This is a genomic window from Sphingobium sp. CFD-2 (assembly GCF_024611135.1).
GTDB classification, from domain to species: Bacteria; Pseudomonadota; Alphaproteobacteria; order Sphingomonadales; family Sphingomonadaceae; genus Sphingobium; species Sphingobium fuliginis.
Genome location: NZ_CP084405.1, coordinates 418,221 through 432,709 on the forward strand (window position 1 = coordinate 418,221; position 14,489 = coordinate 432,709).

13 protein-coding genes and 2 pseudogenes are annotated in these 14,489 nt (G+C 63.0%); 1 reads left to right on the forward strand and 14 read right to left on the reverse strand.

All coding sequences use genetic code 11. The annotated features are described in order from the left end of the window. Window positions 1–4 precede the first annotated feature (4 nt). From LDB29_RS01980 to LDB29_RS02010, 7 genes and pseudogenes are all read right to left on the reverse strand, one after another. Complete coding sequence (locus LDB29_RS01980; protein ID WP_257555885.1) at window positions 5–226, reverse strand: hypothetical protein; 222 nt, start codon at window positions 224–226, stop codon at window positions 5–7. Next, window positions 226–1,854 (reverse strand): IS66 family transposase, encoded by a 1,629-nt coding sequence (locus LDB29_RS01985; protein WP_257555886.1) that lies wholly within the window; start codon window positions 1,852–1,854, stop codon window positions 226–228. The genes LDB29_RS01980 and LDB29_RS01985 overlap by 1 nt, the downstream gene beginning before the upstream one ends. A 60-nt stretch (window positions 1,855–1,914) precedes the next feature. After that, on the reverse strand, window positions 1,915–2,262 hold the full coding sequence (tnpB, locus tag LDB29_RS01990; protein WP_037487503.1) for an IS66 family insertion sequence element accessory protein TnpB: 348 nt from the start codon (window positions 2,260–2,262) through the stop codon (window positions 1,915–1,917). Continuing rightward, entirely contained in the window at window positions 2,259–2,588 is a 330-nt protein-coding gene (locus LDB29_RS01995) for a transposase (protein WP_257555887.1), read from the reverse strand. The genes tnpB and LDB29_RS01995 overlap by 4 nt, the downstream gene beginning before the upstream one ends. 94 nt (window positions 2,589–2,682) lie before the next feature. Beyond that, window positions 2,683–3,096: pseudogene (traF, locus tag LDB29_RS02000) on the reverse strand (conjugal transfer protein TraF); the annotation flags it as partial. A 20-nt stretch (window positions 3,097–3,116) separates the two neighbouring features. Next, window positions 3,117–3,716, reverse strand: a complete 600-nt coding sequence (locus LDB29_RS02005; protein ID WP_257555889.1) for a S26 family signal peptidase — start codon at window positions 3,714–3,716, stop codon at window positions 3,117–3,119. Next, window positions 3,688–4,062, reverse strand: a pseudogene (locus LDB29_RS02010) (type-F conjugative transfer system pilin assembly protein TrbC); the annotation flags it as partial. The gene LDB29_RS02005 and the pseudogene LDB29_RS02010, both read right to left, overlap by 29 nt. Before the next feature lie 98 nt (window positions 4,063–4,160). Between LDB29_RS02010 and LDB29_RS02015 the strand changes: the two are divergent. Then, on the forward strand, window positions 4,161–5,357 hold the full coding sequence (locus LDB29_RS02015) for an IS256 family transposase (RefSeq protein WP_037449607.1): 1,197 nt from the start codon (window positions 4,161–4,163) through the stop codon (window positions 5,355–5,357). Window positions 5,358–5,852: 495 nt separating this feature from the next. Here LDB29_RS02015 and traN read toward each other — a convergent pair whose 3' ends face one another. From traN to LDB29_RS02050, 7 genes are all read right to left on the reverse strand, one after another. Beyond that, window positions 5,853–6,938: a conjugal transfer protein TraN gene (traN, locus tag LDB29_RS02020; RefSeq protein WP_257555891.1), complete on the reverse strand. Its 1,086-nt coding sequence runs from the start codon at window positions 6,936–6,938 to the stop codon at window positions 5,853–5,855. Then, complete coding sequence (locus LDB29_RS02025) at window positions 6,935–8,794, reverse strand: hypothetical protein (protein WP_257555893.1); 1,860 nt, start codon at window positions 8,792–8,794, stop codon at window positions 6,935–6,937. The genes traN and LDB29_RS02025 overlap by 4 nt, the downstream gene beginning before the upstream one ends. A 457-nt stretch (window positions 8,795–9,251) precedes the next feature. Then, window positions 9,252–10,265 carry a TraU family protein gene (locus LDB29_RS02030; RefSeq protein ID WP_373886296.1) on the reverse strand — a complete coding sequence of 338 codons (1,014 nt, stop codon included), beginning with the start codon at window positions 10,263–10,265 and terminating at the stop codon, window positions 9,252–9,254. Further along, window positions 10,262–10,891, reverse strand: coding sequence for a conjugal transfer protein TraW (locus LDB29_RS02035; RefSeq protein WP_373886297.1), 630 nt, complete (start codon window positions 10,889–10,891; stop codon window positions 10,262–10,264). Before LDB29_RS02035 ends, LDB29_RS02030 begins: the two co-directional genes overlap by 4 nt. A gap of 225 nt (window positions 10,892–11,116) precedes the next feature. Further along, on the reverse strand, window positions 11,117–11,446 hold the full coding sequence (locus LDB29_RS02040) for a hypothetical protein (protein ID WP_257555895.1): 330 nt from the start codon (window positions 11,444–11,446) through the stop codon (window positions 11,117–11,119). Then, window positions 11,446–13,977 (reverse strand): TraC family protein, encoded by a 2,532-nt coding sequence (locus LDB29_RS02045; RefSeq protein WP_257555897.1) that lies wholly within the window; start codon window positions 13,975–13,977, stop codon window positions 11,446–11,448. Before LDB29_RS02045 ends, LDB29_RS02040 begins: the two co-directional genes overlap by 1 nt. Beyond that, window positions 13,974–14,483 (reverse strand): TraV family lipoprotein, encoded by a 510-nt coding sequence (locus tag LDB29_RS02050; RefSeq protein ID WP_306812486.1) that lies wholly within the window; start codon window positions 14,481–14,483, stop codon window positions 13,974–13,976. The genes LDB29_RS02045 and LDB29_RS02050 overlap by 4 nt, the downstream gene beginning before the upstream one ends. Window positions 14,484–14,489 lie beyond the last annotated feature (6 nt).

Consider the following 14,489-nt stretch of genomic DNA (forward strand, 5'->3'; position numbering starts at 1 on the left):
CGGCTTACTGATGATTTCGGCGATGCTCTGCGAGAAGGTCACGAAGGCATTCAATGCCATCTCCCGATAGAGCCAGCACCGCATCCTCTTCGGTGCCATAAACCCAGATAACGCCGTCTTCGGTGTCCATCTGCTCGGTGAGCTCGTGGAGCAGGTCCTCGCTTTCCTCCCATTCTTGGGCGACTTTCGCGAGGGTTGTCACTGCGTAGACCTTGTTCCGCTGCATCAGGCCGCCAGTTCCTCTACCGGAGCAATCCGATGATCGGTTTTCCAATTCCAGGGAAGCAGGCTGTATAGCTGGTTCTGGGGCAAGTCGGCGATGCGGGTGAGGACGTCAGCGAGCCAGGCCTGCGGATCAATGTCGTTTAGCTTTGCCGTGGTGATGAGGCTCAGCATGAAGGCGGTGCGCCGACCGCCGCGGTCTGAACCAGCGAAGAGCCAGGATTTTCTGCCCAAAGCTATGCCCCTGAGCGCCCGTTCCGCTGCGTTGTTCGAGAGGCAGATGCGCCCGTCGTCGAGGAAGGCGGTGAAGGCTGGCCATGCCTTGAGCATATAATCCATGACCTCGGCCACATCGCTGTTCTTCGAGAGCTTCGACCGGTTGTCCCGCATCCATTCTTCCAGATCGGTCACCAGCGTTGCGCTGAGTTCCTGCCGAAGGGCGAGACGCTCCTGTGCCGGTCTGCCGTTGATGGCGCGCTCGATGTCGAAGATCGCGTCGATACGACGGACCGCCTCCACCGCCAGCGGTGAGATGACGACCGCCTTTTTGCGGCGCTTCTTGAGCTGCGCGGCGACATCGGCCAGTTCGAAGAAGTAACGGCGCGCGTGGCTCCAGCATAGAGCACGGGTCAGCGGCGCCGGCAGGCGGTCAGCATGGAACAACGCATTGTAGCCGGCATAAGCATCGGCCTGGAGGATACCCCTCCAGTTGCGTAAATGGTCCACGGGATGTTCGCCCCGCCGGTCGCGGGAATAATGGAAGATCGCTGCTGGCGGCGCCGGCCCACCAAAAGGTCGGTCGTCCCGGACATAGGTCCAGATCCGGCCCGTGTCGGTCTTGGTCTTGGCCAGCACCGGCACCGTCGTATCGTCGCCGTGCAGCCGCTCCGCGGCCAGGACATGTGCCTCGATCAGCAGGTAAAGCGGCATCAGCGCGGCGGTGCAGGCGCCGACCTGATCGGCCAGGGTGGAAAGGCTCAGGTCCACGCCTTCCCGGGCATAACGGTCACGCTGGCGGTTGAGCGGTTGATGCGCGCCGAACTTCTCGAACAGCAGCATGGCGAGGAAGCTGGGGCCAAAGAGCCCGCGGGGCGTGACATGGAAAGGCGCCGGCGGTTGAGTGATCTTCTCGCAGTCCCGGCAGGAGAACTTCTCCCGCACGGTCTGGACCACCTTCCACTGGCGCGGCACGACCTCAAGCGTCTCGGTGATATCCTCGCCCAGCTTGCACAGCCGGTCCGAGCCGCAACAGGGGCAGGCATCGGGCGCGGCGATGACGACGCGCTCGCGCGGCAGATGCTCGGGCAAGGGCTTGCGCGCAGGGCGCTTGCGCTCGAACGGCGCGACATTGGTCTTTGCCGCTGCCAGGACAGCCAGGAGCTCGTCTTCAGTGGCAGCGGTCTCGCACTCTTCGAAGGTCAGTTCCATCTGATCGAGCAGATGGCGCGTGCGCTCGGAGCGCTGGCCGAAAAGGGTGCGGCGCATCTTCTCGTTCTGCAGTTGGAGAAGGGCGTTGCGGGCTTCCAGGTCGGCGTTGATCGCCTTGATGCGGGCGACTTCAGCGGCGACAGCCTCGGCAGCGGCAAGCCGCTCGCGAAGGCTGTCGATCTCTGCTTGCACCTCGTCCCCCATGCCCAAACGCATAGCAGAAAAGCGCCGGAATCCCTAGCTTTTTAGGCTGTCTCTGACCTTTTATCCGGCCAATGTGGGACGCCATGTCGCCTGCGGATTACGCCAGTCGATCGCCTCCAGCATGCAGGCCATCTGCGAGGGGGAAATGGCAATCACGCCGTCCACGGCTGAGGGCCAGATGTACTTCCCACGCTCCAGTCGCTTGGCATAAAGCGACATGCCGACGCCGTCGTGCCAGATCACCTTGCAGAGGTCGCCACGGCGACCCCTGAAAATGTAGAGATCGCCGGCGAAGGGGTCACGCCCGAAACTCTGCTGCACCTGCAAGGCCAGGCTGCGCATGCCGCGCCGCATGTCCGTGTGCCCCGTTGCGATCCATATCCGAACGCCCGAGGGAACGGGGATCACGGCTTGACCGACCGCAATACCGCAGAGACGAGACTTGGCGCAGTTCCAGCGGGAATGCGCACGATCGCGCGCTCAAACTCGACGGTGATCGCCGAACCCATGGCCGGTGCCGGATCTGGCTGCATCTGGACCTCGGCAAAGCCCTGCGCCGTCTGCTCCATCTGCCGCCGCCACCTGTAGATCTGGTTCGGCCGAAGGTCCGCTCGGCGGGCAATCTCCGCCACGTTCGCGCCGGGCGCCGAAACTGCCGCAACCAGCTGCCGCTTCTGTTCGTCGCTCCACACCCGGCGCCGCTCCGGCCCCGAAATTACTGTGATCTGGCTCATCGCACCGTCCTTAGTATCGGTGCAAACACCGGCGCTTGCACCGGTGCCATGTCAAAATATCAGCCCATCATCGCAAGGTGGCCCTCACCGGAGCGATACCATCTTTCTCGGCACCCTGTGCGTCGCGCGCATCGCCCACCACTGGATAGGCGCTTCGGGCACTAAGTTCGGGATGGGTGAGGAGCGCCAGCTGGGTCACGCCGGCGAAGGCGCGCGCCTTGCGCCGGGCAAAGTCCTGGAGACGCCAGAAATCGGCGACCGCGTCCACCGTCAGCACTGTCGCCGCATAGTCGCGCTGCTCGGTGATGAGCTTGGCGATGCGCGGGGGACTCCAGCGTGCAAGCTCTGTCATGGGCGGGATGACCGGCGCCTTGGGGACCATATCCTCCACGTCACCTTGAGGTGCAGGCGGCGCGGCATACCACCAGAATCCGCGCTTCACCGAGTCGGCCTGCGCCATCGCCGGACCCGCCAGAAGGAACGCTGCCAGAGGCATGGCCAAGGGCATATATGATGCGATCGATCCGCTCACAGCACGCGCTCCATGCGCGTCAGCCGGCTGACCTGCACGGGGCCGAAATAGCGGCTGTCGAACCCGTCCGGATGATCAGAGCCAAGGTAGATAAAGCCTGGGGGAAGAGGATGATCGCCCCAGCGCAAATGATCGAGACGCTGTCCATTCCGCCCGAAGGGACGGCTCGCACCCAGATAATGCGCGCCGCAATAATAGAGGCTCCCCGTTACCGTCCCGTCATGCACCGATCGACGCTCGACCTCGTACAGGCGCTCGCCCGGCATGCAGAGCGCGCGCTTTGTCACGCTGACAGGGCGAGGGCCAGCGATTGGGTGCGAGAGCTTGAACATCACAAGATCTCCCTTGTGGATTGGGCCGGGGGCCTTGCGGACCGCCCAGGCATTGATCGACGGGCTCATGACGATCGTGACGGCCGGAATGGCCGCCCAGGTGAGGCAGGCGATCGGCACGATGATCGCGATGCTGAGGGCAAGGCGCCGGGGGTTGGCCGGCTGTTCGCCCACTGCGCCACCGAGCGCCAGCGCGGCGTCGCGAGGCAAGGCCTTGAGGCGAGGCCAGAGGCTCCTAGCGCCGAGATAGATGAGCCGCAGCATCGCTGACCTCCTCTTTGCCGCCAAGGCGCCCATATTCCTCGATGAGGCCGGAAAGCGCCGCGTCGCCATAGACGAGGTGGGAAGCGCGTGGCCCTGTCTCATCCTGTCGCTCGCAATAGGGCTGGGTGGGGTCGCCTGGCACCATGGCGAAGGCGGGAACCCGGGAAACGCCATGCTGTCGAAACAGGATCGGATCGACCACGACCTGGACAGCGCGCATGGCGCAGGCTGGTCCTTCGCAGCCCGGATCAATCCGCAGCATCCGTGCCGTCAGCTCCGCCATCGGCCCTATTTTGGTGAGACCACCGGGCATTCCGCGAAATGCAATCACGCCGCCGATCTTCTCGGGTAGTGTGCGGGATGTTCTGCAAAATCCATTGAGGATTTGAGCGGCCATGGCAGGCTGGTGATGTTCAAAGTCGCCAACCCCAATGGAGCCCCACCATGACCAGGAATGAGAATAGACCATCGATAGCGGCCGTCAAAGATTTGATGGGCGCGAACCGCGACGCCTTGCGGGAGATCGTGCAGGATTTGCTGCAGGAGATGCTGGAAGGTGAGATGACCGATGTCCTTGGCGCCTCGAAGAGCGAACGCATTGACGGCCGTGTTGGCTATCGATCCGGACATTACAATCGGACGCTGATCACGCGGGTGGGCAAGCTGGAGCTGCGGGTGCCGCAGGATCGCGACGGCCGTTTCTCGACCGAGCTGTTTGAGCGCTATCAGCGCTCGGAGCAGGCGCTCGTGGCATCGTTAGCCGAGATGTACGTCCAGGGTGTGTCGACCCGGAAGGTGAAGGCTATCACCGAAGAGCTTTGCGGCCACAGCTTCTCCGCCTCGACCATCTCAGCGATCAACAAGCGACTGGACGAGAGCCTGACAGCCTTTGCCCGACGTCGGCTGGACGAGCCGTTCGCCTACCTCATCATCGATGCCAAATATGAGAAAGTCCGCCAGGCAGGCGTGGTGCGCTCCTGCGCCGTACTCGTCGCACTGGGTGTGGACTGGGAAGGCCGGCGCCAGATTCTGGCTGTAGAGCTCGCCAACCGCGAGAGCCGCTCTTCGTGGAAGGACTTTCTCGTCGGCCTCAAGGAGCGCGGCCTCCACGGTGTCGAATATATCGTTGCCGATGACCATGCGGGTTTACGAGCCGCTGTTCGTGAAGTGTTGCCAGATGCCTGGTTCCAGCGCTGTTACGTGCACTTTTTAAGAAATGCTCTCGACCATCTGCCGCGTAAAGCTGATGACGACTGCCTGCAGGAGCTGCGTTGGATCTACGATCGTCGCGAACTATCAGAGGCCAAAAGCGATCTGGCTGCCTGGCTGAGAAAATGGTCGCCACGATACCCCAAGCTCACCAGCTGGGCGGAAGAAACCATCGAGGAGACGTTCACCTTCTACCGGCTTCCGCGGCAGCATCATAAACATATGAAGAGCACCAATATGCTCGAGCGCTTTAACGAAGAAATCAAACGCAGGACGATCGTCCTGCGTATCTTCCCCAATGAAGACAGCTGTTTGCGCCTCATACGCTCGCTTGCTGTCGAGACCCACGAAAACTGGCTCGAAGCCAACCGCTATCTCAACATGAACGACCTTAAGGAGATGAAGAAAGCCGATCTACGTCAAGCCGCCTAGCCAGCATGCCCGCCGCTATTTGCAGAACTTGACGCACACAACCTCTTCTCGAGGCTCGAGGCATAGGTGCGCAGCGTTTCCACCGGCATGGAAGAGGAGGCAAACAGCAAGGGGACAAATGCCCTGGCCGGGTGAGACACAGGGGCGGGTGGTGCTTGTGGTTCGCCAGGCGGAGCAAGACCGATCGCCTGGTAGATCCGGGCAGTCATTGCCTCATGCTGGGCGGCTATATCCTGGGTGGCGGCGGCCTGAGCTGACCTTGTGCGCTCCTCCATATCTCGCCCTTGATCGCGGTGACGCATGGCTTCGAAGGCGCGCTTCTTCATCTCTGGCGAAGGCGATGGAAGCGACGTCGGACTGACGCTGTCATTGTTTTTGGCTTTCGCGGTTGCGGCGCGCAGGCGTTCAAGCGCAGCGGGTTCACCGGAGCGCTGGGCTGACACTGCCTGGCCATGGGATATCAGCAGCAGGGCCCCGGCTAGGACAGCCAGATGATCAGGGTTTGATGACGCTGAGATAGGCATCGACCTTATCCTCCATATCGATCTCGATGTCGGATTGGGCGCGGGCTTCAATGTCCGCATAATATTCGGAGAGATCCATTCGGCTGAAATCGAGGGACTGGAACTCTTCAGCCGTAAATCCTCGGCAATAAGGATGTTTCGCCGTTCCCCAGCCCAAGTCGTTGAATGATTTGAGCTGCGGCCGACCTTGTTCCTGGATGATCCGCCCGAGCTTGGTGTTGAAGCAGCAATGGCCCTTGGCCTTCTGGATGCAGACGCCAAGTATCGATGAGGAGCAGTAGGTGCCGATCTCATGGCACATGCCAGAGCCGCGCAGCATGCCGGTCTCCATATCCTGCTGGTCGCAGCCCTGGAGCAGAACCTCCATCATGAAATTGATGGCAAGGCTGATCGCGATCGAGGTGGGATCAAGGCCGACGATGATGGCGTTGGCGCCGGCACTGGCGGCCTGTGAAGCCGTCGCTCCCGCCTTGAAGGCGGTATAGGCGGCTTTCATGCCCGTGAAGACGCCCTTGGCGACGGCGATCTTGGTGGTGATCGAGGACAAGGACCCACCCATCCCGTCCTTCACGATCTTGCCCTTGTCCTTGCAGCAATTCTGAAAGGTGACGCTGGCGCCGGGCGGCCGGCAGCGCAGCGCCCGGCCACCGAAGATTTCGATCGTGCCAAGACAATTGCCGTCGGCATCGACCGCCCCGTCGTTCGCAGGCCCCGGATCGTCGATGGGCGCCTCTTCCTCGATCGGGTTGGCGTCCGTGTCGGTACAGCTATTGGGGGAGCAGCTAGGCGTACCTCCGGCGGCGGGCGTCAGGCATTGATAAGCCGTGCCCAGGGGACAGCTATATTGGCCAGCGGAATCTGCGACGCAGGCGGTCTGCTGGATCGGGCATTGGACGGCGCCCGCCGCCATGGCGACGCAGCCTGCCATTTCGCCCTCATCGGCGGCATCGCCATTGCCGTTCAAGTCGACGGCACAGATCTCTGCTGCCTGGGCAATCCCTTCAGGCGCGAGGAGGAAGGCCGCGAGGCCAAGCAGCAAGCGGATGCGCCGGCTCATTGGGAAGCAGCCGTGCAGGCGAGGTCGGAGCCGGCCAGCCGGACGGTTTGCATCATGACGACCGCCTCGGGGAAATCGTCGATGCAGCCGCAGTCCGTGACGATTTCTTCGCCCGCGCCGAGCGGACAGACCGAATCCGCCGAGCAGACATGATAGAAGCTGTCCCAGCCGGTCGGGTCATTCTGCTTTTCCGCGACTGTGCCCGAAGGCGCCACTCCGCTGTTCGCCTTGGGCGCCCGGGTCTTGCAGATCGACTCGCAGGAGGAGACGGTCGGGCGATCGGGCATGGAGAAGGACTTTGTCGTTTCGCTCACGCTGCCATCCGCAGCCTTGGTGCGGTCAGCGAGCATCGTCTCGGTCGAATGGTCGATGATATAGGCGGCGCGCGAGAGATCCGGTTCGCTTGTGGCAGAGCTGTCGGTGACGCAGCTGTAGCGCCGTGTCCGCAGGAAGAAGTCGCGGCTATATTGATAGGTGCAGCTTCCCGAGCCCAAGAGACGGGTCTGGGCGAGAGGCCTCAAGCCCGTATTGACGCCGTTCCGGACGGTTTCAACCCCGTCCACATCTTCAGCGATGAGGCGGCAGGCGCCGTTTCCTGCATAGCCCGCGCAAAGATCGACCAGCCGTTCGCTGACCTCGCAGGCGGTGTCGACGATGACCTCGACCGTGACATAGCCCCAATTGCCGCCGCCGCCGCCCCGAACCCGCGCGCCCACGATCGTAGCGCCAGCCTTGAGCCGGGACGTGATGTCGATCGCATTGCGGTTGTACCAAGGATCATCGCTGATCCGGCAATCGCCCGTCGGCAAGCCTTCACCCAGCCATTGCCGCTTTCCGGCATAACCGACAATCTCGCCATTGACCCGGGCCTGGACCCAGTCGTCCGCGCCCATCTCGACGATGCGCGCCGAGACGATCCGATCGGGTGCTATGGGATCGAAGGTCGCGGTGTAGATGGGGGGCGTGCTGCCGCAACTCCCGGCCCCCCGGATTTGATAGCGCCGGCAATTGGTGCCGCAACTCGTGACCGATGCGATCGAACCGCCGACGGCGAGAATGTCGTCATAGTCCCAGCTCCTGACGTTGATCTCCCGCTCGATCGTGCAACTGCTCGTCACCTCCGCCTTGCCGCTTGCAGCAGACGAGCCGACAAGGGCCGTGAACACCGAACTGGATTGCGAGGCGGCATAGGCGTCGCTGCTGATCGCGGTGGGGTTCGCGCGATAGGCGGTCGCCGAGACGCTGGGATTGCTGGTACAGGCCGTCGTCTGCGCGCCGACATAGCGGATGACCGGGCCATCGACGCTCGCCTGCACGACGCCGATCCTGGAATCGGCCGTGGTCAGTGCGCCGATGACCCCGCCGCCCAGGTCCGTCAGCAGCGAGGAGAGATTGCTCGAGACCAGATTGGCGCCGCAGCTGGCATTGACGCAATAGCAGCCGGAGAGCTCGGGCAGGTCGACTTGCGAAAGCTTCAGATCGCCTGATGCGCTGACATCCCATTTGAAGGATTTGCACTGGTTCCAGGTGCCGGCGTCGCAGGAGATGATCCCGTTGGCACAAATGCCCGACACGATCACCGGCAGGTTAAGGCTGCTGTCGAAGCTGCCATCAAGGTCCTTGTCGCGCGTGATGGTGAGATGGGTGATGTCGCCGCTGGTGCCTGGCTGGGCGAGAAGCTCCAGCATCGTCGCACTTTGCTGGCAGGCAAGGCTGGTCGCAAAGCTCTGACTTCCATCGACGGTGCTGATCGGCTGGTTGGAGAGGCCGGGCGTCAGATAATTTTTGGAAATCGCTTCGCTGTCGCTGGATTTGGCGCGTGAGGCTGCGGCCGCCGCGCGCGCGCGGGCGTCCATGTCCTGTGCGCCTACGGGCGAGGTCAGAGCCAGGGTGACCGCCAACGCGCAAAGAAGAGGCCGGGGGTGAGCCCTCATGATCGAGGTTCCCCTTTGTCTGCTGCTGGGAGCCTGCGCAGGCGGAAACAGGAAGCTGTGCCAGTGGAGGTTTCCCTTTGCCCCAGATATTGGAAGGCCGCCCGGCCATTGATTATGGTCAGCACGGCCGATGTCGGAACAGGCGATGGGAGTGGGGGCCGCCTGTCCCGGCCGGGGGTTGGCTCGACCGTGCTGACCTTCCCCCCGCGCGCTGCGTGCCACAGATGCGCCGCGTCGGAGGAAACGGGGAATGGAGCGGCGCCGGGAGGTAACAGCGCCGCTCCGGTCTCGCAGCGATCGGCGGGGCCTTCATGGCCTATGCGGGCAGACCGTGAGGTAAAGCCGCCGACCGCTACGGGAGACAAGAGGAGGGACCGGCTCATGGGGTCGAAACCCCTGCGCAGCAGATCACCTTCTCAAAAGCCATGAACTGGGCATTGTCCTTGCCTGGTGCATGTTTGCCGCTTGACCAGAGGGCGCCCGGGCGGCCGATATTGACGCATTTGCCGCCCTTGACCGGCTCCATGATCTGGAGCTTGTAGCGGCTCTTGGTCCAGATCGGCTGGGCCTTGAAAGAACAGCCATCGGCTGAGGAGATGGTGAGTGCGCCAAGGCGCCCCATCAGATAAGTCCCGCGGGCTGCCAAGCCTGCCCAGGCTTCGACGCTGTCGCTAAAATGGATGTCGCCCGCCACGGGATAGGTGGCGCCCCAGCTTCCCATACACCAGAAAAGCGGGTCTATGACCTTGCCCGCAGCGGCGGCGGCACTGTCGGCCATGCAGGCAAGGCCGGCTGCGGGGTTGCCGAAGAGAATGGCTTCAGGCTGGATGATCGCGCCCAGCGTCCCGGACTGCCATGTCGGCAGGACTTCCGTGATCATCGCGACGTCGAAGCCATTGTCCTCGATGCACGGGAGGTCGGTGAACATGTCGAGCATCTTCCAGACCGGCGCGATATAATAGTGCATCTGCGCGAACATTTTCTGACTGTTTGTCCCGTCAGCGATGGAGGACTGGCTGCCTTGCAGTCTGCCGCCGGTCGCCATGAGGTCGGCGCCCAGCGCCATCATGCATCCCGGCTCGGTCACGACATCGACCATGCGATTGGGCGACCAGAAACTGACCTTGACGCCGAACCAGAATGTCGCGCCCTTGCGGCAGGCGCAAAGCGGCTTTGATGCGGATTGCGCGTCGAGTTCCTTGTCGAGCTTGTCAAAGGAACCCACCCGGACGCCCCCGATGGTGATCGGGAAGATACAATTCCAGCGGACCTTGGTGATGGGATTGAAGATGGTCCCGGCCTCGCATTTCGAAGCCTTTGCCGGCGCTGCTGCGCCGCCTATGCCCAGCGCCAGCGAAAGGGCAGCAGCCCGAAGAAGAAGGCGCCGCTTCACGGCCTGGCGCTCCTGCCCATCGAGAGGGGCGGGGCATATTCGGTGAGGACGAGTTTCATTCCCTCCTGGGCAACGATCACCGGCGCGAGGGTAAGCCCGAGGCGTTCCTTCACGCGCTCCTCGAGAATGAAAAGCGGCCGCCCCGTCTTCTCGGAAAGCGCGATTGCGTCGCCCGCGGTCAGCAGGATGAAGTCGGTGAAACGGGCCTTGGCAAGAGCCCAGCCAAGGTCGCGCGGATGGACGATGACGAGGCGCTGGGGGAGCGACACATAGTCCAGCGGATTGAAGGTGAAGCCCTTGGGGTAGAGCAGCCGTCCATCGGGAAGGCGGATTTCCTCCTCCACCGTGTAGAAAGGCACGAGGGTCCGGACCCGAGTGGCCCTTGCCGGCGCCAGGGTGGCGGCGCGCATCGCGGACCAGGTCGAGCGCGGTCCGAACTGCGCTGCCATATCGGGCGCCCTGGCGACACGGGCCTCGATCTCGGCCATGGCATCGGGCTCTGCGATAGGCCATGTCCTGCCGATCGTCGATGTGGCTGCATCAGCCTGGGCAGTCGACAGGCCGAGCATCAGTGCGCCGATGAGGGCATGCCGGGTAAAATGGGGGTTCGGCAGGTCAATGGTCATCACGGCGCTTCCACCATGGAGGTGATTGCTCGGCCCGGGGGCCACGCACAGCAGCGATGAGCGCGGAAACGCCGACCACCCAGTTCATGACCAACAGGGCTTGGAGCGGCGTGGGCAAGGACGCAGAGGCTTCGAATATCAAAACCGTCTGGACGAGCAGCATCAACTGCGTTCCGACCAGGAGGCGCACCGGCCCTGCCGCGGGACGGGAGGACAATATTCCGTTCATTTGCCGCGCCACCAGCCACGCATGTGCGCGACCGCCCGATCGACAGCGCCTGTCAGGCCGATGAGGAGGATGCCGCTCGCAAAGCAGCCGCCTCCCACCATGATGGAAGCGCGCAGGACGAGAAGGGTCGGCTGGCGCAGGGCAAGTCCGGCTGCGAGGACCAGTGTCGCCATCATCAGCGTTTCGATCGTGACGAGACGGAAACGCCACGCGAAGGCCTGGGCCTTTGCGATGCGCGCTGCCCGCGCCTCGATAAAGGCTTCCAGCGCAGGATCAGGTTCGAATTCGAACTGCGGTTGGCTGCCGGAAGCGGATTGCCGAGCCATCACCGGATCTCCTCTGGGCAAAGGGTGGGCAGCGAGGTGCCCAGGATTTCGGCGGCATCAATGCCGGCAAGGTCGCAGACGGCTTCGAGGGGCGAGCGCCCGGCCCGCAGGCGCGCTTCAAAGGCGGCGACCTCCTGCGGCGCGCTGGTGTTGATCCAGTAGGAGAAGGGGTCGACGACAAGCCGGGCGATGCCGAGACCCAGGGGCGAGTCGATGAAGACTTCGCTATAGTGCGGCTTGTTGTTTCGTACCGACTTCAGGAGATCGAGGACGAAACCCGAATAGTCTAGGATCTTGTTCTCGACGGCTTGGGAGTAGGTCGAACCCTGGAGCAGGAAGCGGGTCGCTGCATTTTCAAGGATCACCTGGCCAGTGCCGCCAAAGAGAAGAAGGTCGTTCAACGACTGGAGAACGACACCGAAACTCCCCTGATATTTGCGGGCACGGCGATAGCCTTGTCCAAAGACTTCAGCGAGCCGGGAGAGATCCTGGCCATCCGTCCGGGTCATGAACTGGGCGGCCTCGTCACACAGGACAAAGCGCGGGCGGTCGCGGGCGGAAAGGTAGAGTTCCTGGCTGACCGCGTTCACCACCACCATGACGATGACGTTGAAGAGGTCAGGCATGGCTTTGAGGCGCTCAAGCTCCAACACCACGAACTCGTCGGTCGAAATGTCGAAGGTGGAAGGGCCGTTGAAATAATGGCCATAGGCGCCAGAACTGCCAAAATCGCGCAGGTTGAAGGCGAGTTCGCGCGCCATGGGTACGAGATGCTCGACCCTGTCGAGATCATCGCCCACATGCGCGGGATAGGCGCCGAGCCAGTCGCGGACCGCGTCGATCCCGGCTTCGGCGCGGCCGCTGTCGATGGCCCATTGGACGGCGGACTTGATGAGGTTCCATTCCGAGGTCGAGACGCCCTTGCGGGTTGCGGCATTGGCCATCTCGGCGACGATGGCGACCGCCATGCTGATCGCCGACTGCCGATCGTCGCCGTCGAGAGCGAAGCCCATGTCGAAGGGATTGAGGACAAGTGCCTCCTCCCCGATATCGATATAGCGGCCCGAGCATAGCGTGCAGAGCTTTCGGTAGCTCCCGCCGATATCGATGATGCGGATGAGCGCGCCTTGCGCATAATATTGTTGGCAAAGATTGTTGAGGAGGAAGCTTTTTCCCGCGCCGCTCTCGGCCGAGACGATGAAATTATAATTGTTGATGCGCGGATCGAAGAGGTCGAGCGTGATGAGCTGTCCCTTGCGCCCGGCATAAAGAAGGGCAGGGCGCCCACCGCCACGAAAATCGGTCTGGACCGGGGCGAGCAGCGCCGCTGCCTTGGCTGGCATCGGAAGGTCACGCTCCAGCATCCGCGTGGTGCGGCGGTCGGGATAGAGGCCGAAGGGAAGGCTCATCGGCAGCAGGATCGGATTGAGATAACTTTCCTCCTGCATCATCCAGGGAAGGGGTTCGCTCTCCCAGAGGCGCTTGGCACGGGCGGCCATCTCGCGTGCCTCGGCGCTGTCGCGGCCAAAGACCCAGACAGTCGGGATCACCGAGACGAAGCGGCTGTTTCCCGCCTCGTCCAGCACCCAGCCGATTTCCTCGATCTGCTTGCCGACCTCGACGGCAAAACTACCCGCGGCCTTCTGCGCTGACAGGATCTGCGCGCGCTTGTGGATCTCGAAGGTCGAGTGGTCGAAGAGGATGTTGAGCGTGAAGAGGAAGGGGCCGCCAATCTGATCGCTGTCTTCGGCAGCGCCCCGCATGCCTCCCAAGAGCCGGTTGCACCGCTCCGCGGTCACGCGCCGCGGCGGCGACTTGGGTGTCAGGCAGCGGGCGACCTGGTTGCCCATATGCAGTTCCGGGCCTGAAAAGAGCAGGTCCGGCCCCGCGTCGATGATCTGCTTGCGGACCGGCCGGGCGGGATGGGTTTGGTCACCGCGCGCAAAGACGCCAGGGGCGGGCGCGAAGACGCCGTTGAAGATCCGGCGGTAGAAGCTGACAAGCTCCTCGGGCGCGAGACGCATGATCCCAAGCTTGGAGAGTTGCTCCTCTATCTGGCGGCGCAGGTCCGGGCCCAGCGGTTGCCTGGTCTTGATCGAGAGGAGAACGCGGAAGTTGCGGATCGGGATGCCGTGGAGCGCCGCCAGTCCCTGGGTTCCGGCGCGCAGATAATCGCTGGTTCGCCGTGCGGAAGCCTGGATCAGAGGATCGGGCCGGGATTTAAGATCGAGAAAGGCATCGAGCGCCTCGTGGATCAGCGGATCGGCAAAGCAATGGATCTGGACCACGGTACCGGTCGCGAAATGGATATTGAGGAGTCCCAATAAGGCCTGGTGGACATGGGCAAAGAGATAGGCGGACGGCATCAGCTCCCAGGCTTGCCCCCAGCCGTCGTCGATGCAGAGAAATGCTTCCTCCTCCTCGACCCAGGTGACCATCGGCAGGAAATCGGAATAGGCGTCGCGCGCGACGCTTTGCCGGAGGCGCGCGAAGGTCATGCCGCCGCCATGGCGGGTGCCCGGCGCCCTCATTGTCCCTGCTCCTGCGGCGGAGCAGGGATGTCGCTCTCCGGCACGAGGCTGGGTTTTTCCCGGCTCTGTTCAAGCACGGGGACTCGCTGGGCCGGCGGCTGCGCGGTGATGAGATAATCGCCGACGACCCATTGGGGCTTGTCGAGGATCGAGTAGATGTAGCGCGGCATATAGAGCCGGTCGGGCCGCTCGCGGTCCGCATAGGGAAGGATCAGGGTGCGGATCGTGCGGCCGGGCCTCAGCATCGGGGTAACGGGGGCTTCGACCAGCCCCTTGAGTTCCTGATAGATGCTGGCGCGGTAGCCGAGATAAGGCGTGGCGTTCGTGCCCTTGGCCCTGGGGGAAGCGATTGCCGTGTTCGACGCCGCTATCTTGCGGCCATTTGTGACCTTGGGATCAGACTTCGAGGTTCGGCCGGAAACGGCATCGGCATAGGCGCGTTCGGGATGAATGCATTGGCCATGGTCGCTATTCTTGCAACTGAACTTTTCCGAATAGGGCGACATGGCCGA